The sequence below is a fragment of the Actinoplanes sp. NPDC049668 genome (assembly GCF_044465445.1).
GTDB lineage: Bacteria > Actinomycetota > Actinomycetes > Mycobacteriales > Micromonosporaceae > Actinoplanes.
Genome location: NZ_JBITLR010000001.1, coordinates 1,064,054 through 1,084,253, shown reverse-complemented (window position 1 = coordinate 1,084,253; position 20,200 = coordinate 1,064,054). Strand labels below are relative to the sequence as shown.

Genomic DNA, 20,200 nt, shown 5'->3' with positions numbered 1-20,200 from the left:
GACATGCAGTTGAGGGTCACCGAAGGCAGCATCACCACCCGAGTGCTGGCCAACCTGCAGCGCAACGTCGCCCGCAGCGCCAAGATCCAGGAGCATCTGTCCAGCGGCAAGCAGATCAACCGGCCGTCCGACTCGCCGACCGGCACTGTGTCGTCGATGCAGCTGCGCGGAGAGTCGCGGGTCAACGAGCAGTACGCCCGCAACGCCGACGACGGCCTGGGCTGGCTCGACACCGTCGACAACACGCTCACCCAGTCGCTGACCCAGCTGAACCGGGCATACGACCTGACCATCCAGAGCCAGAGCGGTACCTCGACGGCGCAGTCGCGCGAGGCGCTGGCCGTGGAGATCGACAACATCCGGGCGTCGCTGATCGGCTCGGCGAACACCACGTACCTGGGCCGGCCGGTGTTCGGCGGCACCACGACGGGTGGCATCGCGTACGACAGCAGCGGGAACTATCTGGGTGACAACGGCGACGTGCTCCGTACCGTGGGCAGCAACGCGCAGGTGCGGGTCGCCGAGGTCGGTCCGAACGTCTTCGGCACCGGCCCCGACCAGCTCTTCTCGGTGCTCGAAGGGCTCTCCGCGAGCCTGCGCGCCAACGATGTGACGGCGCTGCGCGACGGTCAGGTCAAGTTGAACGGCGCGAGCGCCGTCATCAAGCAGACGTTGGCGGATGTCGGTGCCCGATACAACCGGGTGTCGCAGATGCGCGAGACCGCGCTGGACCGGCAGGTGACGCTCAAGTCTCAGATCTCGGACGTCGAGGACATCGACCTTCCGCAGACGATCATGGAAATGCAGCTTCAGGAGACCGCCTACCAGGCCGCCCTGTCCGCGACCGCCAAGGTCATCCAGCCGTCGCTAATCGACTATCTGCGCTGAGTGACGCGAGCGTCGTCTGGTGCTTTTGTTAAAGAAGGGATTGAAGGGCGGCTGTCGCCTTTCAGTCCCTTCTTGCGTTGATTCGGATCCGCTGATCAAAACACTGAATCCGGCTATTCGGAGATTCGATCCCGGTACAGTGAGATTACGCAGACGAGGGACTTCGCCAAGGGTCACAGGTTGTCTGTGGCATCGCGACTGTCCGATATAGACGTTATCTCTAGGGATAGACGTCGTATCAGGCCGCCTTGGCCGCCGGGGCCGAGGCGAACCGGCCTTCGCTCATCGACTTCCTGAGGTGACCATGAGTACTACCACCGCGTCCCGACTGATTGGGGCCACCATGACCGACGCCTGGCTGGACATGCCGACGATCGACATGGCCTCGCCGATGGCCGGATTCCCGGCGCACCGGCAGTTCGTGTTGGTCCGGCTGAACGAGCAGGGTCTGCTCTACGCGTTCACTTCCACCCAGGACCCGAACATCCGGTTCCTGGTGGCGCCGCCCGAGCCGTTCTTCCCGGACTACGCGCCGGAGATCGAGAACGACGTTCTCGCCGCCCTCAACACGAAGGACCCGGACCGGCTACTGGTCATGGTCGTCATCACCGCGGGACTTGAGGAGACCACGGCCAACCTGCTCGCCCCGATCATCGTGGACCGCGACAGTCGCCGTGCCATGCAGGTCATCCTGCAGGACAGCGGCATGCCGGTCCGCGCGGTCATGCGCCGCACCTCCTGATACCCGTTCGGCGCGGTCACCCGGCGGAGATCGCTTTCGGCGGCTACGGTGCGTGAAGTCCTGTCCACGGATGGCGAAGGGCGGCCACGATGCTGGTGCTGACCAGGAAAGCCGGCGAGAGCGTGATCATCGGTGATGACATCGTCATTACCGTGCTCGAGGCACGGGGCGACCTCATCCGGATCGGGATCCAGGCTCCCCGCGACGTGCAGGTGCACCGCGAGGAGGTTTACCGGGAACTGCAGGCGGCGAATCGGGAGGCGGCGTCACCGGACGAGAAGACGGTGCAGGCCCTCGCCGAGAGTCTCCGCCCGGCGGCGAAGCTGGACTGACGACACGATTCGATGATTCGACAGGCCCGGAGCCGGTTCCCGACAGGAAGCCGGCTCTCGGCATGCCGATCGGTCAGGGGTGACTCGCGTGCCCGTCTCAGTGATCGTCACCGCGGGCGGCACCACCGCCGACTTCCAGAACCTCCTGTCCGGGCTGCGGCCCACCCTCGGGTTGCGCGACGAGGTCGTCTGCGTGCTCCCACCGCAACGCCACGACCTGGCCGTCAAGGCCCGCGCCCAACCCTGGCTGACGGTCGTCGACCAGACCCCGCCGGAACAGGCCGCCCGCTGGTCGGCCGGGCTGGCCGCCACCACCAACCCGGTTGTGGTGCTGCTCGACGGCGACACCGTCGTGACACCACACTGGCTCGAGGCGGTCGCCGCGGCCTTCGACGACCCCGCCGTCGTCGCCGCCGGACCCCGCTGCCACCGCAGCATCGGCCCGCAGCGGGTCAGGCTGCCGCCCGAGGCCGCGGCCGGTATCCCCGCCTTCAAGGCGTATGCCCGGCAGTGGCGCCAGGACCACCGAGGCCTGACCGACGTCGACCGGCTCGGCCCGGTCTGCGTCGCCGTCCGCCGCGAGGCCCTGGCGCGCGCCGGCGGACCCACGCTGGACATGCCGTACGCCGAGCTGCGCAAGCAGGGCCGGCTGGTGCTGGTCGAGGGTGCGCTGATCGCCCACCTCGGCGGTCGGCAGTGTGCGCTGCGGCCGGAGCCGCCCGCCGACGCGCCGCTGCTGTCGGGGTGCCTCATCGTCAAGGACGAGGAGGCGGTCATCGCCACCTGCCTGAACGCGCTGCGCGCGGTGGCCGACGAGATCGTGGTCTACGACACCGGTTCAACCGACCGGACCAGGGCAATCGCCCGGGAGATGGGTGCTCACGTCATCGACGGGTACTGGGACGACCACTTCGGAGACGCCCGCAACCGAGCCCTCGCACACTGTCGCGGCAGCTGGGCGCTCACCGTCGACGCCGACAAGGTCGTCGGGGGCGACCCCACCGCGCTGCGGCAGCAGCTCGACGCGGCCGGCCGTGCGGTCGACGCGTTTCTGGTGCATGTGGACAGCCCGACCGTGGCCGGCGGTGACTCGGTGTGGTCCATGCGGCTGTTCCGGGCCGCCGAATACCGCTACAGCGGCCGGCTGCACGAACAGGTCACCCACCGGATCACCGGCGAGATTCCGCAGAACGAACGCACCGAGACGCTCGCGCTCGCACACTCCGGTCACCTCGGTGCCGCCGCGACGAAGGACAAGGTCCGGCGCAACCACCGCCTCGCCGCGCTGGCCAGGTCCGACGGGCCGGAGGCGCTCTACAACCTCGCCCGGGCGGAGCGCGACGCCGGCGACCCGGCGGGCGCCATCGAGGCCTGCAGATCGGGTCTCGCCGCCAACCCCGAGACCGTCATCCGGGTCGGCCTGCTCGGCATCCTGATCCGTTGCTGCGCGGAGACGGGTCGCCTCCCGGCGGCGAACGCGGCCCTCGCGGAGTTGCGCGCGGCCGCCCGTGAACAGGTCACGACCGATCAGTCGGAGATCGTCGTGCGTACCGCCGAGGGCAACCACGAGCGGGTGCTGGAGCTGCTCCGGGGCATGCCCGAGAACGCCTACAACGACCTGGGCGTCGAGGCGGGCCGCCGCCGGCTGAGGCCGTTCGAGATCATCAGCCTCAGCGCCACCGGCCGGATGGTGGAAGCGGCCGAACTGCTGCGGGCGGAGCTGCGCGCCGGCCGCCTGGTGCTGCCGCTCGGTGACATCGCCAAGGTGCTGGACGGCGCGGGTTCCGACGTGACCGAGCTGGCCAGGCTGATCCCGGAGCATTCCGTCCGCGAGCTGCTGTACGCCACCCGGCCGGTGGCGCCGACGCTCGCCGACGCCGTCGTCGAGGCGCTCTGGGAACGCTTTCCCGGCGATCCACAGCTCTTCGGCGTGGTGGTCTGGATGGCCGGCCGGCTGCCGGTGAACAGCGCCATCCGATGGTCGGGACGGATGCGGGAACAGGGGCTGGCGCGGTACTGCCCGCTGCTGGCGCTTTCGGCCGCCGCCGACCGCTCCGCCCGGGAACGGGCGCTCGCCGCGGCCGCCGCGCTGGAGCTCTTCGGCGACCAGGCGGCGCTCGCCCCGCTCTCCGAGGCGCTGGCCCTGGTGCCCGACGACCAGAGCAGGGCGGTACTGAGGGAGCTGCGGGCGCTCGCACCCGGCGTGGCGTCCGCCATCAAAGCGGTGTGACGCTCCTCAGCGGACTCAGCCGATGTGCAGGCCGCGGGCGCGCATGAACGCGATCGGGTCGACCGCGTTCGCCCTCGTCGCCGGGCTGCCGTTGTGGACCTCGAAGTGCAGGTGCGGGCCGGAGGACGAGCCCGAGCTGCCCACGTACCCGAGGATCGTGCCGCGCCTGACGCCCTGGCCGCTGGACACGGCCGGCCGGCGCACCATGTGGCAGTACCGGGTCACGATGGGGCCCGGGTGCCGGACCTCCACGTACCAGCCGCAGCCGGTCAGCGTGAGTTTGCCGTCGACGTCGCAGCTGCCCGCGGAGACGTTGCAGGCGACCTTGATCACCCTGCCGGCGCTGGCCGCGCGGATCGCGGTGTTGCGGGTCGCGCCGAGGTCGACGCCGTCGTGCGCCGGGCGGGCCGCGGTGCGGAAGCCGCTGACCAGGCCGGCGGTGACGGGAAGCATCCAGCTACCGGTGACGGCCGGCATCGGCGCGGTCGTCCTGCACCTGGGTATCGGGAAGGCGCGGCGCCGGACGTACGAGTCGGAGATGTAGCTGCCGTCGGCGAGCCGGTCCCAGTAGCCGGTGTTCCGGACCGTGCCGCGGATGAACTGGCCGGCGACGCGGCAGACGATCGAGACGATCGCGCCGTTCCTGATGGTGCCGGTCCGGGAGCTGCTCGCGGACGGGCCGCTGCGGGCGTTGAGCGGGGTGCCCGTGGTGACCACCCGGCCGGTGCCGGCGATCCTGGTGACGTCGGCCGCGGCGGGGACGGCGCCGAGGGTGCCGGCGGCGGTGAGCAGGGCTGCGGCGGTGCACATATGTCGGCGTTTCACGCGTGGTCCCTTCGAACGGGTTGCGTCAAAACAATCGGTTCGGCCCCGGGTGCACGGATTCGGCTGGAAGATGGTCCTGAGCCGCTGCGGCGCGATGGTGGACCGACGGAACGGAGATCCCGCAGGGGCAATGCTGGCTTTCGGGGGGACACACGTGTCGCGATTGATGGAACTGGGGATCGCCAAGCGGCTGGGCGTTATCGTGGCCGTCGGCGTGCTGGGAATCGTCGGAATGTGGTACATCGCGGTGACCGGCCAAGACAAGGTCGTCGACCAGGCCGACACCGTGCGCCGGCTGGAGGCCGGCCTCGGCGCGCTGAACCACCTGGACACCCGGCAGAGCGAGCTGAAGGTCGATGCCTATCGCGCCGCCCTCGGCCAGGACGTCACCCAGGATGTCGCCGACGATGTGGCCTCGGCCACGGAGGCCGCGGACGCGGTACAGGCGGTCGGCATGCCCGGTGGCCTGGCCGCCGAGTTCGCGAAGATCCGCCCGGAAGTGGACAGCTTCGGCGCCTTCATCGCGGACTTCGTCGCGCAGGCCGGCGCCGGTGGCGCCGCCGCGCACGCGAACATGGGCCAGATCGCCGAGCGGAACAGCGCGGTCGACGATCAGCTCGGCGCCCTCAACGAGCAGGTCGTCGCGGCCGTCGAGCAGGAGCGCGCCGACATGGACAGCACCGTGCGGGCCACGACCTGGGCCGCCCGGATCGTCGGGCTCCTCGCGGTGGCGTTGCTCATCGGGCTGGCCGTGCCGCTGGCGCGATCGATCCTGCGCCCGGTGCAACGGCTCGGCGAGGTCATCGAGGCCCTGGCCGCCGGCGACCTCACCCGGCGCAGCGGTATCACCAGCCGCGACGAGATCGGCCGCATGGCGGTCGGGCTGGACAGCGCCCTGTCCGCGATCCACAGCTCGCTCAGCAGGATCGAGGAGAACGCCGAGACGCTGGCCAGCTCCGCCACCGAGCTCTCGGCGGTCGCCGCCCAGATCGCCGATGCGGCGCAGCACACCGATGCGCGGATGACCTCGGCGTCCAGCGAGGCCGAGGAGATCTCCCGCAACGTGCAGACCGTGGCGGCCGGGTCGGAGGAGATGGGCCTGAGCATCCGGGAGATCTCCCGGAGCACCAGCGACGCCGCCGAGATCGCCGCGGCCGCGGTCGCTGAGGCCGCGCGGGCGACCGAGACCGTCCGCCTGCTGGGCGAGTCGTCGGCGGAGATCGGCAATGTGATCAAGCTGATCACCTCCATCGCCGAGCAGACGAACCTGCTCGCCCTGAACGCGACCATCGAGGCCGCCCGGGCCGGCGCGGCGGGCAAGGGCTTCGCCGTGGTCGCCTCCGAGGTCAAGGACCTGGCGCAGGAGACCGCCCGGGCCACCGAGGACATCGCCTCGCGGGTCAGCGCGATCCAGCACGACACCGGCGGCGCGGTGGAGGTGATCGGCCGGATCAGCGAGGTCATCGCGAAGATCAACGAGTTCCAGACCGCGATCGCGAGCGCGGTCGAGGAGCAGACCGCGACGACGGGCGAGATGAGCCGCAGCATCGCCGAGGTGGCCTCGGGCAGCAGCCGGATCGCGGAGAACATCACCGACGTGTCCGCCGCCAGCGCGACCGCGGTGCACGGCGTCACCCAGAGCCGGCAGGCCAGCGAGGAGGTCGCGCGCACCGCGGAAGAGCTGCGCACCCTGGTCGGGGCGTTCCGGCTCTGAGCACGGCGCACCCGGACTGCACCTGGCGCGGCCCCCGTCGACAACGCCGGGGAAGCACCGTATTCCAGGACGAGATGGGCTCGTCATACGGACGTGTCTCGGGAGTCTTCGTGGGTGCAGAACACGAATCGGTAATGAACGGCACGGCCCTCGCCGTGCCCCTAGCCGCCCTCGACCTGCGTACCGACGCGCACGTGCACACGGGCTTCGCCGCGGGCCGGGACGCCGTCGGAGTCGTCGTGTCGGCCGCCGACCAGGTCGGGCTGATCACCGTCACGTTCGCCGACCAGGTGGGCCCGGAGACGACCTGGCTGCCCGCGTACGCGGACACGATCCGCCGCGCCCGCAGTCGCACCGAGCTGAATCTGCGGGTCGGCGCCGAGGTCGAGGTCGTCCGCCCCAACGGCTGGCTGGCCTGGCCGGCCGATCTCGGGCACCTCGAGGTGATCTCGGTCGCGGTGTCCCGGCTGCCGCTGGCCGAGGGCCTGACGGCACCCCGCGACGTGCGGTCCATGATCGCCGCCGGGCGGCTCACCCCGGACCAGGTCGCCGAGGCCACCGTCGCCGCGACGATCAAGGGCATCGAGCGCGCCTCCCGATACGCGCCGACGCAGCTGGCCCGCCCGCTGAGCCTGCTGGCCCAGGTCGGCATCGACGACGCCGCGCTGACCCCGGAGCTCATGTACGCGCTCGCCGCCGCCTGCCGGCTCACCGGCACGACGGTCGAGATCAGCGAGGCGTGGCGCAGCCCGTCGCCCCGGCTGGTGGCCACTCTGCGTGATGCGAATGTGGCCCTGGCGGCCGCGAGTGACGCCCGGTACGCGGGCGAGGTCGGCCGCTGGCAGTACCTGCTCCGGGTCTGATCGGAAACCAAACGCGTAACGTAATCACGTACGTACTCTCAGTCATGCCAGCACTTCAGCATGGGAGAGATGCGATGAGTATGGTCCAGCAGGCCGTCGAGATCGGTGCTCCGCTGCACACGGTGTACCAACAACTCGAGGCGTTCGAGAACTATCCACAGTTCATGACCGGCGTGCGGCAGGTGACCCGGATCGGCAACGATCAGACACACTGGGTCATGGAGGTCGAGGGGCACCGCCGCGAGTTCGACGCGCAGATAACCGAGTGCACCCTGGACGAACGGGTCTCCTGGACGACCACCGAGGGGCCGATGCTCGCGGAGACGATCACCCTGCGGCCGATGGGGGAGATGCGCACCCAGATCATCGCGCAGCTCGAGGCCGACGTCGCGTACCTGATGCCCAGTGACCGGCACGGCCAGGCGTCGCTGAGCCGTCAGCTCAAGTCCGACCTGAACACCTTCAAGGGCCTGATCGAGGCCGGCCGGCTCGGCGGCACCGATCTCGGCGCCAGCATGAAGAACCTCTCCGGTATGGGCGGCGGAAAGATGCTCGACCCGGCCTCGCCGGCCTCGGTCGCATCCCGGGCCCGGGAGGGCCGCCCGCAGCCCGGCGCCGGCTGGGGCACCAGCGCCGGCGGGTTCAGCAACGCGGACCGTGGCACCGACGTCGACATCTCCTCGGCGCCCGGCATCTCCAGCGCCGCGGACCTCGACGAGGTGCTCGCGCCCGGCCGCCGCATCGGCGGAAACCTCTCGATGAGCGGCGGCGCTGCGGGTGGCGCGGCGCCGATGGGCGGCAAGGCCATGAGCGCCCGCGACGGCCGCACCGACGGGGCCGTCAACGAGGAGGAGCGCGGCAGCTCCCAGGACTGGTAGCGGTCAGAGGGACGCCGACTCGAGAACCACGATCAGCTTCGCGCCGTGGGGCTCGGCCCGCTCGTAGCGGACCGAGCCCCCGTTCGCTTCCACGAGGTGGCGCACGATGAAGAGCCCGAGCCCGGCGCCGCGCATGAACCGGTCGAACAGGTGCGGAATGAGCTCCTCCGGGATGCCGTCGCCGCTGTCGCGCACCGTCAGCACGACGGACTCGGCGCGCCGCTCGGCGCGGACCTCCAGCGGTGGCTCGCCGTACTGGATCGCGTTGCTGAGCAGGTTGTGCACCACGTGCCAGAGGTGCTGCCGGTCGGCCAGCGCGGAGACGTCGTCGTCGATGACGATCTCCACGTCGTCCGCGTGGCCCAGCTCCGCGACGACCGAGGTGACGAGGTCGAGCACCGGCACCGGGGTGCGCCGCGCGGTGACCGAGCCGGTGTCCAGCCGGAAGAGCAGTTGCAGGTCGTTCATCATCTTGATGAGCCGATGGGTGTTCTTGTCGATCTTCGTCGCCAGCTCGAGGCGGATGTCCTCACCCAGCTCGGACCAGTCCGCGGAGAGCAGCTCGGAGAGGCTGGCGATCGAGCTGATCGGCTGCGCCACGTCGTGGGTCAGCATCGACGTCAGGTCGTTCTTGAAGGCCAGCGCCGCCTCCAGCCGGCTGTTCGACTCCCGCAGCCGCTCGTTGCTGCGCTCCAGCTCGGCGGCGCGCTCGCTCAGCTTGTCCTCGGCGCGCTTGCGGTCGGCGATGTCGACGTAGGTCGCCACGTACGCCCGGGCCCGCCCGTCGGCGTCCGGGATCGCCGCCATCGTGGCCAGCACCGGGATGTCGGTGCCGTCGGCGTGCCGCACCACCCAGTCCCCGGTGCCGGGGGGCGGGACCTCGGCCGGGCCCGGGCCGGGCGGCCGCGTGTTGCCGGTCAGCTCCCGCCAGCGCCGGTTCACGTCGATCACCCGGTGGTTGGCGTCGAGGACCATCACCGCCTCGTTCATCGACTGCAGCAGCGTGTCCGCGAACTCCCGGCGTTCCCGCAGCTCCGCGACGAGTTCGCGCTGCTGGCGGTCGGCGCTCTCGAGCGAGCGCACCAGCAGGGCGATCAGGGCCAGCACGGCGAGGGCGGCCAGGGTCACGCCGATGCTGATCGCGCCCGCCGGGCCGCTGATCCCGGTCCGGACCGCGAGCGCGCTGATCAGTGCGGCCACCACCGGCAGGGCGACGAGCGCGGGCAGCGTGTGCCGGATCTTGCTGCCGGCGCCGGCGGCCGCGCCGGTGCGCAGCGGACCCGCCTCCGGGCGGGCCAGGATGGCGCCGACGGCAAGGGCGAGCAGCGTCCCGCCGTAGTAGGGCGCCATGACGCTGTCCGGCCCGCCGCCGACCGGGAACGTCGGCGCGAACATCCGCGGAACCATGGCGACCAGGGCGATGATCGCGGTGCCGGCCAGCAGCGGGTCGGCGACCCGGAACCGGGTCTGTACGCCGGGCCGCCGGAGCCTGATGTCGAGGCAGGCCAGGGCCAGGCCAGCGAGCAGGGTGGCGACCCCGGCGGCCGGGTGGCGCTGCACGGCGGACCCGCCGAGCGCGGCGGCGAGGAGCGCGAGCAGGTAGCCGGCGCCACGGACGGCCGGGCCGCCGCGGGCCGGAGCGAGCAGGACGAGAGCGAGCCCGGCGGCCACGAGTGCGGCCGCCGGGCTCCACGTCAGTGCGTTCTCTCCCGCCGGAACCGGCGAGGTCACCAGGCTGAATGTGCCGGCGACGACCACCGTGATCCCGGCGCACCCGGCGAAGATCCGGGACAGCCTGCCCACGTCGCGCGCCGCGATCTGCACCGGTGGAACCCCTCTAAATATGGGCGTTTCGGCCCAAGTGCGAGGGAGCGATCATATCGCGGCGGATGTGATCAAGTGGTCACGCCGGTGGAGACTGCGCCAGCCACTCGAAGCCGTCGCCGACGGTGATCCGGGTGGCGACCGGATGCAGCTTGCCGGCGTTCTTGTTGGCGTGGTGCCCGCAGAAGACCAGCGAGCCGCCGCTGGTCAGTGCGATCTCCGCCTTTCCGGCGGCGCTGCAGCTGTCGCAGCGGTCGACCAGGGACGGGACGGTGACGATCTCGGGCGACAGCATGGCGGTCATCATCGCTCTCTCCTGGCTGGGTGGCACTGCGGCGGTAGCTGACACGGGATTAATCGGTCCGGTACCGGGTCGGCTTAGCGCGAGGGCTCGCGGCCGGGGTCCTGCAACCCGGCGGCAACTCGGGGCCGGACGGTCCGGACACGGGCCCCTATCCGGCGCAAAACCACCGGATCGGCCCGTTGGGTGGGCGCCGGGGCGCGGGCCGGGGTCGCGAAAGCCCGGAAAGCGGCACCGGTGTGCCCGCCCGCCGATAGCGTGTTGTGACAAGTACCGAGGAGGCCCAATGTCGGAGGTTCCGCAGGAGCGTCCAACGGTCCTGGTCGTCGACGACGAGGAGGACCTGCGCGACATCGTGCGCCGGATGCTCGAGCGCCGCGGCTACGCCACCCTGATGGCGGCCGACTCCGAGCAGGCCCTCGAGCTGTGCCGCGACCACGCCGGCACCATCGACGTGCTCGTCACCGACCTCGGCCTGCCGGGCGTCGGCGGCGGCGAGCTGGCCCGCGCCGCGACCGGCATGCGCCCCGAGATGGGCGTCGTCTACATCTCCGGCCTGCCCAAGGACATCGCCGTCGCCAAGGGCCAGATCGCCGAGGACGCCCGGCTGGTCATGAAGCCGTTCACCTCCGAGGTGCTGCTGGAGGCGCTGCGGGCGGTACTCGCCGACCGCGCACCCAGCGTGTGACGACCGCCTGATCGGCCGAGTCGAACCGACCGAAATTCCCTTCACCATCCCGGCCCGGTGCCGCCCACCCGCTTCCCCGGTGGATGGCAACCGGCACGCACCCGTCCGCTTCCCGGGCCGGCACCCGTCCGCCTCGAACCTGAATGTCAGACAGCAGATGTTTGACATTCAGGGGGGATCACGTGGGGGCCAGGCGAGGGACCATCGGAATCGCACTGACGGGCGTCGTTGTCGCCGGCGGGGGATTCGCGCTGACTCCCCCGGCGAACGCCGCGACCACGACCGGCACGACGACCACCTACACCAGCGACGACGCGTACACCTCGAGCACCCGTAAGTCCGTCAACTTCGGCGCCGCCGACAAGCTGGTGGTGGGCAAGGAGTCGGGGGAGACCCGGCTGTCCTACCTGAAGTTCGCGCCGAAGGTCGCGGCCGGCGAGACCGTCACCGGCGCGGAACTACGGCTGCCGGTGGTCGGCAGCCCGGTCGCCGCGACGCTCAACGTCTTCTCGCTGCCGACCTCGTGGTCGGAGAAGACCCTCACCGCGGCCAACGCGCCGAAGACCGGCTCGCTGGTCGCCTCGCTCAAGCCGAAGACCACCGACAAGACGCTGACCTTCAACGTGTCCAAGGTGGTCAACAAGTCCGGCACGTACGCGTTCGCGCTCAAGTCCGCCTCGACCAGCGCCGTCACCCGGCTGCGCTCGATGGAGTACGGCACCGCCACCTCCGGCGGCCCGGAGCTGGTGATCACCACCAAGAAGAACGCGACGGCGACCACCACCCCGCCGGCCGGGTGCGTGACCGATGCGAAGCTCGTGCCGTCCTGCGGCGTGCTCTGGGGCGCCGCCGCGGGCGGCTTCACCGACACGCCCCGCGACCAGGCCCTCAAGGACTGGGAGGCGCTGACCGGCCGCACCGCGTCGATCTACCACACGTACCACAAGGGCGACGAGCAGTTCCCCACCAAGGACGAGATCGCCATGACGCAGGACCCGAAGAACCCGCGGGTGCTCCTGCTCAACTGGAAGGTCGCCTACAACTCCACCTGGGCCAAGGTCGCGGCCGGCGCGCAGGACGCCCGGATCGACAAGTGGTCGGAGTACGTCAAGAAGAACTACCAGCAGAAGTTCTTCCTCGCGCTGCACCACGAGCCGGAGAACGACGTGTCCACCTCGGCCTCGTCCGGCATGACGGCCAAGGACTACGCCGCGATGTACCGCCACGTCATCACCCGCCTGCGCGCCAACGGGGTCACCAACGCCGTCAACGTGATCGCGTACATGGGCAACGAGAAGTGGATGGCGCAGTCCTGGTGGAAGGACCTCTACCCGGGCGACGCCTACGTCGACTGGGTCGGCCTGGACTCCTACGTCAGCGTCGAGAAGGGTTACTACCACTACGGCGACATGGGCGACATCCTCGACCGGCAGCCCACCGGCGGTGGCCTCGGCTGGTACGACTGGGCCGTCAAGAACCACCCGACGAAGCCGATCATGGTCGCCGAGTGGGGCATGTACCACCGCACCAAGTCGGTCACCGACAAGTCGGCGGCGTACAACACCGTCGTCCCCGAGCTCAAGGCGCACCCGGCGGTCAAGGCGATCGTCTACTTCGACACGGCCAAGGACGACGAGGGCGACCGGGACATCTCGGTTAACTCGACCGCCAGCAGCCTGGCGGCGTTCAAGAAGGTCGCGGCGGATCCGATGTTCAAGGTGACCATCGGCAAGTAAGCCTCACCCTCCCCCCGAAAACCGGGCCGGTCCGCGTCGCGGGCCGGCCCGGTCGGCTAGGGGCTGTATCAGGGTGGGAGGCGGAGCGAGGCGAGGTCCAGGCGTCGCCTGGGTGTGCGCCGCGGGCGCCCGAATACCGGTGTTGTATTCGGGTGTTTGCGGCGTGCGGCCAGGCGGGGGCTGGACCCGCCGCAGCCCGTCTCCCACCCTGATACAGCCCCTAGGGCCAGGGCACGGTCAGCTCGCCGCGGCGCCAGCGGGCCGGGCCGTCCAGTACCGGCCGGTGCTCCCGGAGCTTCGCGACGGTGGCGAGCCAGCGCTGCCGAGGCCCGAACGGAGTCGCCGACGCGTCCCACGCCGCGCCGAGCGCGAGGAGCAGGTCGTGCACGCCCGATCCGGGCACGTTGTGGTGGATCAGAGCCTTCGGCAGGCGCTCGGCGAACGTGGCCGGATGGTCCAGGTCGGACAGTCGCGCCGACAGGGTGAGCGTCCGCGGCCCGCCAGCGTCCGCGACCGCCCACGTCGCGATCCGGCCCAGCTCGTCGCAGGTGCCCTCGACCAGCAGCGCGCCGGTGCCGGTCATCGTGGCCCAGGCCGCCGCCACCTCGTCCTCGGCGTACTGGCGCAGCACGTTGAACGCGCGCACCACCACCGGGCGCAGGCCGGCCAGCTCGAAGCCGCCCCGGCGGAAGTCGAGCAGCGGCGGGTCCGCGTACGGCTGGGCGTCGGCGACCCGGACCGGATCGATCTCGAGGCCGACGACCGCGACGTCCGGCCGGACCGCGGCCGCGAGGCGGCGGCGCAGCTCGACGGCCGTGACCGGCGTCGCGCCGTACCCGAGATCGACGACCAGCGGCACCGCCGCGGCCGCGAGCAGTTCACCGCACCGGTACGCGATGAAGTTGTCCACCCGGCGCAGCCGGTTGGGGTTGGTGGTGCCCCGGGTGACGGCGCCGAGCGGCTTCCTGGCGGGGTTCACTTCGGCTCGCGAACCACCTTGTGCTGCGCGGCCTGCGCGATCGGGCGCACCACCAGGCGGTCGATGTTGACGTGCTGCGGGCGGGTCGAGACCCACGCGATGCAGTCGGCGATGTCGTCCGCGACCAGTGGCTCCCGCACCCCGGCGTAGATCGCGTCGGCCTTCTCGGGGTCGCCGAGCCGGTTGAGCGAGAACTCCTCGGTGCGCACCATGCCGGGGTCGATCTCGACGACCCGGACCGGCCGGCCGGCGAGCTCCAGGCGCAGCGTGCCGACCAGCGCGGTCTGCGCGTGCTTCGCGGCCGTGTAGCCGCCGCCGCCCTCGTAGACGGTGAAGGCGGCGGTGGAGCCGACGGTCACCACGGTGCCCGCGCCGCTCGCCTCGAGCGCGGGCAGCAGGGCCTGGGTGACGCGCAGGGTGCCCAGCACGTTCACGTCGTACATCCACTGCCAGTCGGCGACGGATCCGCCGGCCACCGGGTCCATCCCCCGCGCGCCGCCCGCGTTGTTGACCAGCAGGGTCACCGGGGCACCGAGGCCGGTCACCGCGTCGGCCAGCGCCGCGGCCGAAGCGTCGGACGTAACGTCGCAGGCGACCGCGGTGGCGTCCGGGCCGATCTCGGCGACCAGCTTCTCGAGGCGGTCCAGCCTCCGGGCCGCGGCCACCACGTGGAATCCCTCGACGGACAGCCGGCGGGCGGTCGCCGCACCGATGCCGCTGGATGCCCCGGTGACGACTGCGATGTTCTTCTGCACCATCCTTTGATCCTGCCTCACGCGTGTGGGAGAGCTGGGTCACCCCCGGCCTCCTGGCGTTGGGTTCGGGCCCCGCGGATGGGGAAGATGAACGACGGCGTAACAGTTCACCGTTACGTTTGACCGCCTTTCGAAGGGACCACGACGTGGCTGAGCTGCGGGCCGCAGGCCAATGGCCGACACCCCGGCGCATCGCCACACTCTCGGTGCACACCTCGCCGTTGGAGCAGCCCGGCACCGGCGACGCCGGCGGCATGAACGTGTACATCGTCGAGGTCTCCAAGCGGTTGGCCGAGCGCGACGTCGAGGTCGAGATCTTCACCCGGGCCACGTCGAGCGAGCTGCCGCCGGTGGTGGAGATGGCGCCCGGCGTGACCGTCCGGCACGTCACCGCGGGCCCGTTCGAGGGCCTGTCGAAGGAGGAGCTGCCGTCGCAGCTGTGCGCCTTCACCAACGGCGTGCTGCGGGCCGAGGCCGCCCGGCCGCCCGGCTCGTACGACCTGATCCACTCGCACTACTGGATGTCCGGGCAGGTCGGCTGGCTGGCCCGGGAGCGCTGGGGCGTCCCGCACGTGCACACCGCGCACACCCTCGCCAAGGTCAAGAACCGCCTCATCGCCGAGGGGGACCGGCCCGAACCGAACTCGCGGGTCATCGGCGAGGAGCAGGTCATCGCGGAGGCGGACCGCCTGGTGGCGAACACCCGTTTCGAGGCGCGGGACCTGGTCGGCTCGTACGCCGCCGACCCGACCCGGCTCACGGTGGTGCAGCCGGGCGTCGACCTCGACCGCTTCCGTCCCGGGCCGTCCCGGGACGCCGACCGGCGCCGGCTGGGCCTGCCGGAGCGGGGGTACGTGGTCGCGTTCGTCGGCCGGATCCAGCCGCTCAAGGGCCCGGACGTGCTGATCCGGGCGCTGGCCTCGGCGCCGCTGCGGGACGAGGACGTGACGGTGGTGATCTGCGGCGGGCCCAGCGGCAGCGGCCTGGACCGGCCGACCGCGCTGATCGAGCTGGCCGCCTCGCTCGGGGTCTCCGACAAGGTGCGCTTCGTCGCGCCGCGGACCGGCGACGCGCTCGCCGGGCTCTACCGGGCCGCCGACCTGGTCGCGGTCCCGTCGCACAACGAGTCGTTCGGCCTGGTCGCGCTCGAGGCGCAGGCCTGCGGTACCCCGGTGGTCGCCGCGGCGGTCGGCGGCCTGGTCACGGCCGTCACCGACGGCGTGAGCGGGGTACTGGTCGACGGCCACGACCCGGACGACTGGGCCCGGGTGCTGACGGGCCTGCTGGTGGCGCCGGGGCGCCGGGCGCGGCTCTCGGCCGGCGCCGTGCGGCACGCCAGGAACTTCTCCTGGGATCGGACGGCGGACGGGCTGTTGCGGGTCTACCGCGAGGCGGTGACCGAGCATCGTGCGCTGATCGCGGCGCGTCTGGCAGGCTCGTTCTCATGGTGAGTGACGATGGTGAGTGACGTAGCTGAGCTGATCGAGCGGGTCTGCGCGGAGCGGGAGCTGCCCTGCGAGCCGACCGGGGACTCGTCCTGGGTGGTGACGCTGCCCGGGACGCACAAGCTCAAGACGGCCTGCAACCTCATCGTCGGCGAGCACGCGCTGCGCATCGAGGCGTTCGTGATGCGCCACCCGGATGAGAAGCACGAGGAGCTCTGGGCCTGGCTGCTGCGCCGCAACGCCCGGATGTACGGCGTCGGCTTCTCGATCGACGGTTCCGGCGACGTGTACCTGACCGGCCGGGTCACCTTGAAGGGCCTGGACGCCGATGAGCTCGACCGGCTGCTCGGCGCGGTCCTGACGTATGCGGACGAGTCCTTCGACTCGATGCTGGAGATCGGCTTCGGCTCGTCGATCCGGCGCGAGTGGGAGTGGCGGGTCAAGCGCGGCGAGTCCCTGGCCAACCTGCAGGCCTTCGCGCACTTCGCCGATCCGAAGGCGGATTCGAAGGCGGACTCGAAGTCCGAGGGGTAGGAAAAACAAAGCACCGGCGGCGGCGGGCGACGCCCATCCCCATAGGCGTCGCCCGCACTAACCGCCGGTCTCGGGTTGCGCCGTCCCCCAACGGCTTACGCCACCCGTCCCCGAACACCGATCCGCGGTGACCCAGAGGGTCGACCCGTTCCCCGAACTGACGGCTCGGCGTCCATCGACCACGCTAGTTGGGCCGGTCGAGGCCCACAAGCCAGTTGGCTGTCTGCCATCTGTCTGAACCGTCACATGAGGCAACTCAAGCCTCACGGATGATGCGCGAATCAGACGTCCGGCCCGTTGTCACCCTTCCGGGCGGCCCGATCGGCCCGATCGGATATGACCCGGTTCTTGAACCGCCGGACGCTCAGTCGAGGGCCGGGACCCGGACCCGACGGCGGCCGGCGTCGCCCTTGCCGCGGTACGGCGCTCCCGGTGGCCGGCAGCGCGACCGCGACGGGCGGGGCGACGGTCTCGGCGGCGACGGTGACGGCCGCGACCGGGTACGCGGGCGCGCCCTCGCGCAGGGCCTTGGCGCGGCGCTCTCTGGCGGGGCCCGAGACGAGCTGCCCGGCCGCCACGAGTACGCCGATCGCCGCGCAGCCCAGCCAGAGCACCCCGCCGCCCCGGTGTTCCTGCACGAAGCCGCCGACGATCGGGGCCAGCGCCGCGCCGCCCGACCAGGACAGCGAGTTCACGCCCTGATACCGCCCGCGCAGCTGGGCCGGGGACAGCTCCGCGATCAGCGCCGAGTTCGACGGGGACTGGAGCATCTCGCCGACGGTCCAGATCACCACGGAGAGGGCGTACAGCGCCGCCGTGCCGGCGAAGGCGTTCAGCCCGAAGCCGACGCCGACGATCAGGGTGGACAGGGCCAGGACCCGCGACCGGTCATGGCCGTCGATCAGCTTCGGGACGAAGAGCTGCCCGGCGACGATCATCAGGCCGTTGATCGCGATCACCCAGCCGAACGTCGCCGGGCTCAGGCCGTCCGCGCTCATCGCGATCGGCATCGTCGAGAGGTGCTGCATGATCACCAGGACGATGAAGAAGTTCAGCGCGACGAAGGTCATGAAGACCCGGTCGCGGAAGATCGCCCCGAGCCCCGGGCCGCCGCGGGCCCGCGGCCCCGTCGCCGCCGGCGCGCGATGCGGGCGGGTCTCGGCCAGGAAGATCAGACTGATCACGGCCGTGACCAGCGTCGTTCCCGCATCCACCAGGAAGAGCAGCAGGTAGTTGAACTGGGCGGCGAGGCCGGCCAGGACGGCCGCGCTCGCGAAGCCCAGGTTGACCGCCCAGTAGTTCAGCGAATAGGCCCGGACCCGGTCGGCGTCCGGCACCACGTCGACCATCATGGCCTGGAACGCCGGGCGCACCCCCTCGGCGAACGCGCCGAGCAGGAGCGCTCCCACGAGAATCTGCCAGAAGCCCTGCGCGAGGCCGAGGCCGACCATCAGGGCGGCCGCGCCGAACTGCGCGGTCAGCATCGTCGGCCGGCGCCCCCAGCGGTCGGTGAGCACGCCGCCGGTCATGGTGCCGACCGCGCCGCCGACCCCGTACGCGCCCAGCACGATGCCGGCCTGGCTCTGGCTGAAGTGCTGCTGCCCGGTGAGGTATATGGCCAGGTAGACGACGACGAATGAGCCGAGTCGGTTGATCAGAGTGCCGGTCCAGAGGAACCAGAACTGCCGCGGCAGGCCGCCGGCAGCCTGTCGTAACCATTCCCGCACGCGTAAACCCCCGTAAGCACCGATCAACCACCGCAGCCTTACAAGTTACTGATCTTCGGTTGCCGGTGCAGCATGATTTCCACGTGTTGGTCGCCACCCGGGGTCCGCGCACGACCGCACCCGGCCTGCGGCAGGATGGAGGGCATGACTGTGGGGACCCTTGTGCTGCTGCGGCACGGCGAGAGCGAGTGGAACGCCAAGAACCTCTTCACCGGCTGGGTCGACGTCGACCTCAACGCCAAGGGTGAGGCCGAGGCGCGGCGCGGCGGCGAGCTGCTGAAGGAGCACGGCCTGCTGCCCGACGTCGTGCACACCAGCCTCCTGCGGCGCGCGATCCGGACCAGCGAGATCGCGCTGCACGGCGCCGACCGGCACTGGATCCCGGTGCGGCGCTCGTGGCGGCTCAACGAGCGCCACTACGGCGCGCTGCAGGGCAAGGACAAGAAGCAGACCCTCGAGGAGTACGGCGAAGAGCAGTTCATGCTCTGGCGCCGCTCCTACGACACCCCGCCGCCGCCGATCGGTGACAACGACGAGTTCTCGCAGTTCGCCGACCCGCGCTACGCGGAGCTGCCGCCGGAGCTCAAGCCGCGCACCGAGTGCCTCAAGGACGTGCTCGCCCGCGCCCTGCCGTACTGGTACGACGCGGTCGTGCCGGACCTGCTCTCGGGGCGGACCGTGCTGGTCGCCGCGCACGGCAACTCGCTGCGCGCGATCGTCAAGCACCTCGACCAGATCTCGGACGAGGCGATCGCGAAGCTGAACATCCCGACCGGCATCCCGCTGCGCTACGACCTGGACGACGACCTGCGCCCGGTCACCGCCGGCGGCGCGTACCTCGACCCGGAACTGGCCAAGGAGGCCGCCGCCGCGGTCGCCAGCCAGGGCCGCTGACCCGGACCGCACAGCCGAAAGGCCGGAACACCCCCGCGGTGTCCCGGCCTTTCGCGTCCCCGGATCAGCTGACGACCGGCTCGCCGGTGATCATGTAGATCATCTGCTGGCCGGCGTTCACGGCATGGTCGGCGTACCGCTCGTAGAAGCGGCCCAGCAGCGCGCCGTCGATCGCGGTCTCCGCCCCGTATGGCCAGTCGTCGTGCAGCAGCACCTTGAACAGGTCGCGCTCGAGGTCGTCCATGGCGTCGTCGTCCTTCTCCAGCTCCGCGGCCAGGTCGGCGTTGGGGCTGGCCAGGACGGTGGTGATCTTCTCGGCCATGCGGTCGGCGGCCTCGGCCATCTGCCGGAAGACCGGCCGCAGCTCGGCGGGCACCGCCGGCGACGGGTGCCGGCGCAGCGCGGTCTTCGCGACGTGCTCGGCCAGGTCGCCCATCCGCTCCAGGTCGGCGGAGATGTGCAGGGCGGTGATCAGGATCCGCAGGTCGGAGGCGACCGGCGCCTGCCGGGCGATGCTGTCGGCCACCTTCGCCTCGACCTGGCGGTAGACCTCGTCGACCTCGGCGTCGCGCTCCATGACCGCGTTGGCTGCCTCCCGGTCGGCGGTCAGCAGGGCCGTGGTCGCCTTGCGCATCGCTGCGCGCACCGACTCGGCCATCGTCACCAGCAGGCGGCTGACCTCCGTCAGGTCGGCCTGAAACTCCTCGCGCATGATTTCTCGTCCCGGGGGTTCGGGGCTGCCCTAGCGGTCGGCAGCCTTTGTGAGCAGGGCTTGCATAGGCAACGCTAGGGGTGCACGGAGGCCTGGACATGAACTGCGGTGAACGACGCCGGGCCGGGTGGTG

19 protein-coding genes are annotated in these 20,200 nt (G+C 71.1%); 12 read left to right on the top strand and 7 right to left on the bottom strand.

Annotated features, from left to right (window positions below):
* The first annotated feature begins 3 nt into the window (after nt 1-3).
* From flgL to ACIBSW_RS05015, 4 genes are all read left to right on the top strand, one after another.
* Nucleotides 4-888, top strand: a complete 885-nt coding sequence (gene flgL, locus ACIBSW_RS05030; RefSeq protein WP_354721573.1) for a flagellar hook-associated protein FlgL — start codon at nt 4-6, stop codon at nt 886-888.
* A gap of 343 nt (nt 889-1,231) precedes the next feature.
* A complete protein-coding gene (gene fliW, locus ACIBSW_RS05025) occupies nt 1,232-1,630 on the top strand; it encodes a flagellar assembly protein FliW (protein ID WP_354721574.1) in 399 nt (132 codons plus the stop codon).
* Between the two features lie 89 nt (nt 1,631-1,719).
* On the top strand, nt 1,720-1,962 hold the full coding sequence (gene csrA / locus ACIBSW_RS05020) for a carbon storage regulator CsrA (protein ID WP_354721575.1): 243 nt from the start codon (nt 1,720-1,722) through the stop codon (nt 1,960-1,962).
* 88 nt (nt 1,963-2,050) lie between these two features.
* Nucleotides 2,051-4,192 carry a glycosyltransferase gene (locus tag ACIBSW_RS05015; protein WP_354721576.1) on the top strand — a complete coding sequence of 714 codons (2,142 nt, stop codon included), beginning with the start codon at nt 2,051-2,053 and terminating at the stop codon, nt 4,190-4,192.
* Nucleotides 4,193-4,207: 15 nt separating this feature from the next.
* On the opposite strand, the gene ACIBSW_RS05010 is transcribed toward ACIBSW_RS05015, so the two are convergent.
* Nucleotides 4,208-5,017 carry a peptidoglycan DD-metalloendopeptidase family protein gene (locus ACIBSW_RS05010; protein ID WP_354721577.1) on the bottom strand — a complete coding sequence of 270 codons (810 nt, stop codon included), beginning with the start codon at nt 5,015-5,017 and terminating at the stop codon, nt 4,208-4,210.
* 166 nt (nt 5,018-5,183) lie between these two features.
* Here ACIBSW_RS05010 and ACIBSW_RS05005 point away from each other — a divergent pair, with 166 nt between their 5' ends.
* The 3 genes from ACIBSW_RS05005 to ACIBSW_RS04995 all read left to right on the top strand — a co-directional run bounded on the left by ACIBSW_RS05005 (nt 5,184) and on the right by ACIBSW_RS04995 (nt 8,472).
* A complete protein-coding gene (locus ACIBSW_RS05005) occupies nt 5,184-6,731 on the top strand; it encodes a methyl-accepting chemotaxis protein (RefSeq protein ID WP_354721578.1) in 1,548 nt (515 codons plus the stop codon).
* Nucleotides 6,732-6,865: 134 nt separating this feature from the next.
* A complete protein-coding gene (locus ACIBSW_RS05000) occupies nt 6,866-7,594 on the top strand; it encodes a hydrolase (RefSeq protein ID WP_354721579.1) in 729 nt (242 codons plus the stop codon).
* 74 nt (nt 7,595-7,668) lie between these two features.
* Complete coding sequence (locus ACIBSW_RS04995) at nt 7,669-8,472, top strand: SRPBCC family protein (protein WP_354721580.1); 804 nt, start codon at nt 7,669-7,671, stop codon at nt 8,470-8,472.
* A gap of 3 nt (nt 8,473-8,475) precedes the next feature.
* On the opposite strand, the gene ACIBSW_RS04990 is transcribed toward ACIBSW_RS04995, so the two are convergent.
* Both ACIBSW_RS04990 and ACIBSW_RS04985 read right to left on the bottom strand, forming a co-directional pair.
* Nucleotides 8,476-10,296 carry a HAMP domain-containing sensor histidine kinase gene (locus ACIBSW_RS04990; RefSeq protein ID WP_354721581.1) on the bottom strand — a complete coding sequence of 607 codons (1,821 nt, stop codon included), beginning with the start codon at nt 10,294-10,296 and terminating at the stop codon, nt 8,476-8,478.
* A 79-nt stretch (nt 10,297-10,375) separates the two neighbouring features.
* The gene (locus tag ACIBSW_RS04985; RefSeq protein ID WP_404799221.1) at nt 10,376-10,603 is read right to left on the bottom strand and encodes a hypothetical protein; all 228 of its coding nucleotides are present in this window, start codon (nt 10,601-10,603) and stop codon (nt 10,376-10,378) included.
* Between the two features lie 280 nt (nt 10,604-10,883).
* Here ACIBSW_RS04985 and ACIBSW_RS04980 point away from each other — a divergent pair, with 280 nt between their 5' ends.
* Nucleotides 10,884-11,285, top strand: coding sequence for a response regulator (locus tag ACIBSW_RS04980; RefSeq protein ID WP_354721582.1), 402 nt, complete (start codon nt 10,884-10,886; stop codon nt 11,283-11,285).
* A 182-nt stretch (nt 11,286-11,467) separates the two neighbouring features.
* Nucleotides 11,468-13,021: a DNRLRE domain-containing protein gene (locus ACIBSW_RS04975; RefSeq protein ID WP_354721583.1), complete on the top strand. Its 1,554-nt coding sequence runs from the start codon at nt 11,468-11,470 to the stop codon at nt 13,019-13,021.
* Between the two features lie 220 nt (nt 13,022-13,241).
* Here the strand turns inward: ACIBSW_RS04975 and ACIBSW_RS04970 are convergent, their stop codons facing one another.
* Entirely contained in the window at nt 13,242-14,000 is a 759-nt protein-coding gene (locus tag ACIBSW_RS04970) for a class I SAM-dependent methyltransferase (protein ID WP_354721584.1), read from the bottom strand.
* Nucleotides 13,997-14,758, bottom strand: a complete 762-nt coding sequence (locus tag ACIBSW_RS04965; RefSeq protein ID WP_354721585.1) for an SDR family oxidoreductase — start codon at nt 14,756-14,758, stop codon at nt 13,997-13,999. Before ACIBSW_RS04965 ends, ACIBSW_RS04970 begins: the two co-directional genes overlap by 4 nt.
* A gap of 143 nt (nt 14,759-14,901) precedes the next feature.
* Between ACIBSW_RS04965 and mshA the strand changes: the two genes are divergently transcribed.
* Both mshA and ACIBSW_RS04955 read left to right on the top strand, forming a co-directional pair.
* The gene (gene mshA, locus ACIBSW_RS04960) at nt 14,902-16,206 is read left to right on the top strand and encodes a D-inositol-3-phosphate glycosyltransferase (RefSeq protein ID WP_404799220.1); all 1,305 of its coding nucleotides are present in this window, start codon (nt 14,902-14,904) and stop codon (nt 16,204-16,206) included.
* A gap of 6 nt (nt 16,207-16,212) precedes the next feature.
* The gene (locus tag ACIBSW_RS04955; protein WP_354721586.1) at nt 16,213-16,734 is read left to right on the top strand and encodes a YbjN domain-containing protein; all 522 of its coding nucleotides are present in this window, start codon (nt 16,213-16,215) and stop codon (nt 16,732-16,734) included.
* 281 nt (nt 16,735-17,015) lie between these two features.
* Here ACIBSW_RS04955 and ACIBSW_RS04950 read toward each other — a convergent pair whose 3' ends face one another.
* Complete coding sequence (locus tag ACIBSW_RS04950) at nt 17,016-18,461, bottom strand: MFS transporter (RefSeq protein ID WP_354721587.1); 1,446 nt, start codon at nt 18,459-18,461, stop codon at nt 17,016-17,018.
* A 135-nt stretch (nt 18,462-18,596) separates the two neighbouring features.
* Here ACIBSW_RS04950 and ACIBSW_RS04945 point away from each other — a divergent pair, with 135 nt between their 5' ends.
* The gene (locus ACIBSW_RS04945; protein ID WP_354721588.1) at nt 18,597-19,355 is read left to right on the top strand and encodes a phosphoglyceromutase; all 759 of its coding nucleotides are present in this window, start codon (nt 18,597-18,599) and stop codon (nt 19,353-19,355) included.
* 64 nt (nt 19,356-19,419) lie between these two features.
* Here the strand turns inward: ACIBSW_RS04945 and phoU are convergent, their stop codons facing one another.
* The gene (phoU, locus tag ACIBSW_RS04940) at nt 19,420-20,067 is read right to left on the bottom strand and encodes a phosphate signaling complex protein PhoU (protein ID WP_354721589.1); all 648 of its coding nucleotides are present in this window, start codon (nt 20,065-20,067) and stop codon (nt 19,420-19,422) included.
* Nucleotides 20,068-20,200: the final 133 nt, after the last annotated feature.

What these genes read in the sequence shown, in the direction of transcription:
- phoU (WP_354721589.1), bottom strand. Translation starts at nt 20,067, where the DNA reads ATGCGCGAGGAGTTTCAGGCCGACCTGACGGAGGTCAGCCGCCTGCTG.
- ACIBSW_RS04965 (WP_354721585.1), bottom strand. Translation starts at nt 14,758, where the DNA reads ATGGTGCAGAAGAACATCGCAGTCGTCACCGGGGCATCCAGCGGCATC.
- ACIBSW_RS05005 (WP_354721578.1), top strand. Translation starts at nt 5,184, where the DNA reads ATGGAACTGGGGATCGCCAAGCGGCTGGGCGTTATCGTGGCCGTCGGC.
- ACIBSW_RS04980 (WP_354721582.1), top strand. Translation starts at nt 10,884, where the DNA reads ATGTCGGAGGTTCCGCAGGAGCGTCCAACGGTCCTGGTCGTCGACGAC.
- ACIBSW_RS04995 (WP_354721580.1), top strand. Translation starts at nt 7,669, where the DNA reads ATGAGTATGGTCCAGCAGGCCGTCGAGATCGGTGCTCCGCTGCACACG.
- ACIBSW_RS04945 (WP_354721588.1), top strand. Translation starts at nt 18,597, where the DNA reads ATGGAGGGCATGACTGTGGGGACCCTTGTGCTGCTGCGGCACGGCGAG.
- fliW (WP_354721574.1), top strand. Translation starts at nt 1,232, where the DNA reads ATGACCGACGCCTGGCTGGACATGCCGACGATCGACATGGCCTCGCCG.
- csrA (WP_354721575.1), top strand. Translation starts at nt 1,720, where the DNA reads ATGCTGGTGCTGACCAGGAAAGCCGGCGAGAGCGTGATCATCGGTGAT.
- ACIBSW_RS04955 (WP_354721586.1), top strand. Translation starts at nt 16,213, where the DNA reads ATGGTGAGTGACGTAGCTGAGCTGATCGAGCGGGTCTGCGCGGAGCGG.
- ACIBSW_RS04985 (WP_404799221.1), bottom strand. Translation starts at nt 10,603, where the DNA reads ATGATGACCGCCATGCTGTCGCCCGAGATCGTCACCGTCCCGTCCCTG.
- flgL (WP_354721573.1), top strand. Translation starts at nt 4, where the DNA reads ATGCAGTTGAGGGTCACCGAAGGCAGCATCACCACCCGAGTGCTGGCC.
- ACIBSW_RS05000 (WP_354721579.1), top strand. Translation starts at nt 6,866, where the DNA reads ATGAACGGCACGGCCCTCGCCGTGCCCCTAGCCGCCCTCGACCTGCGT.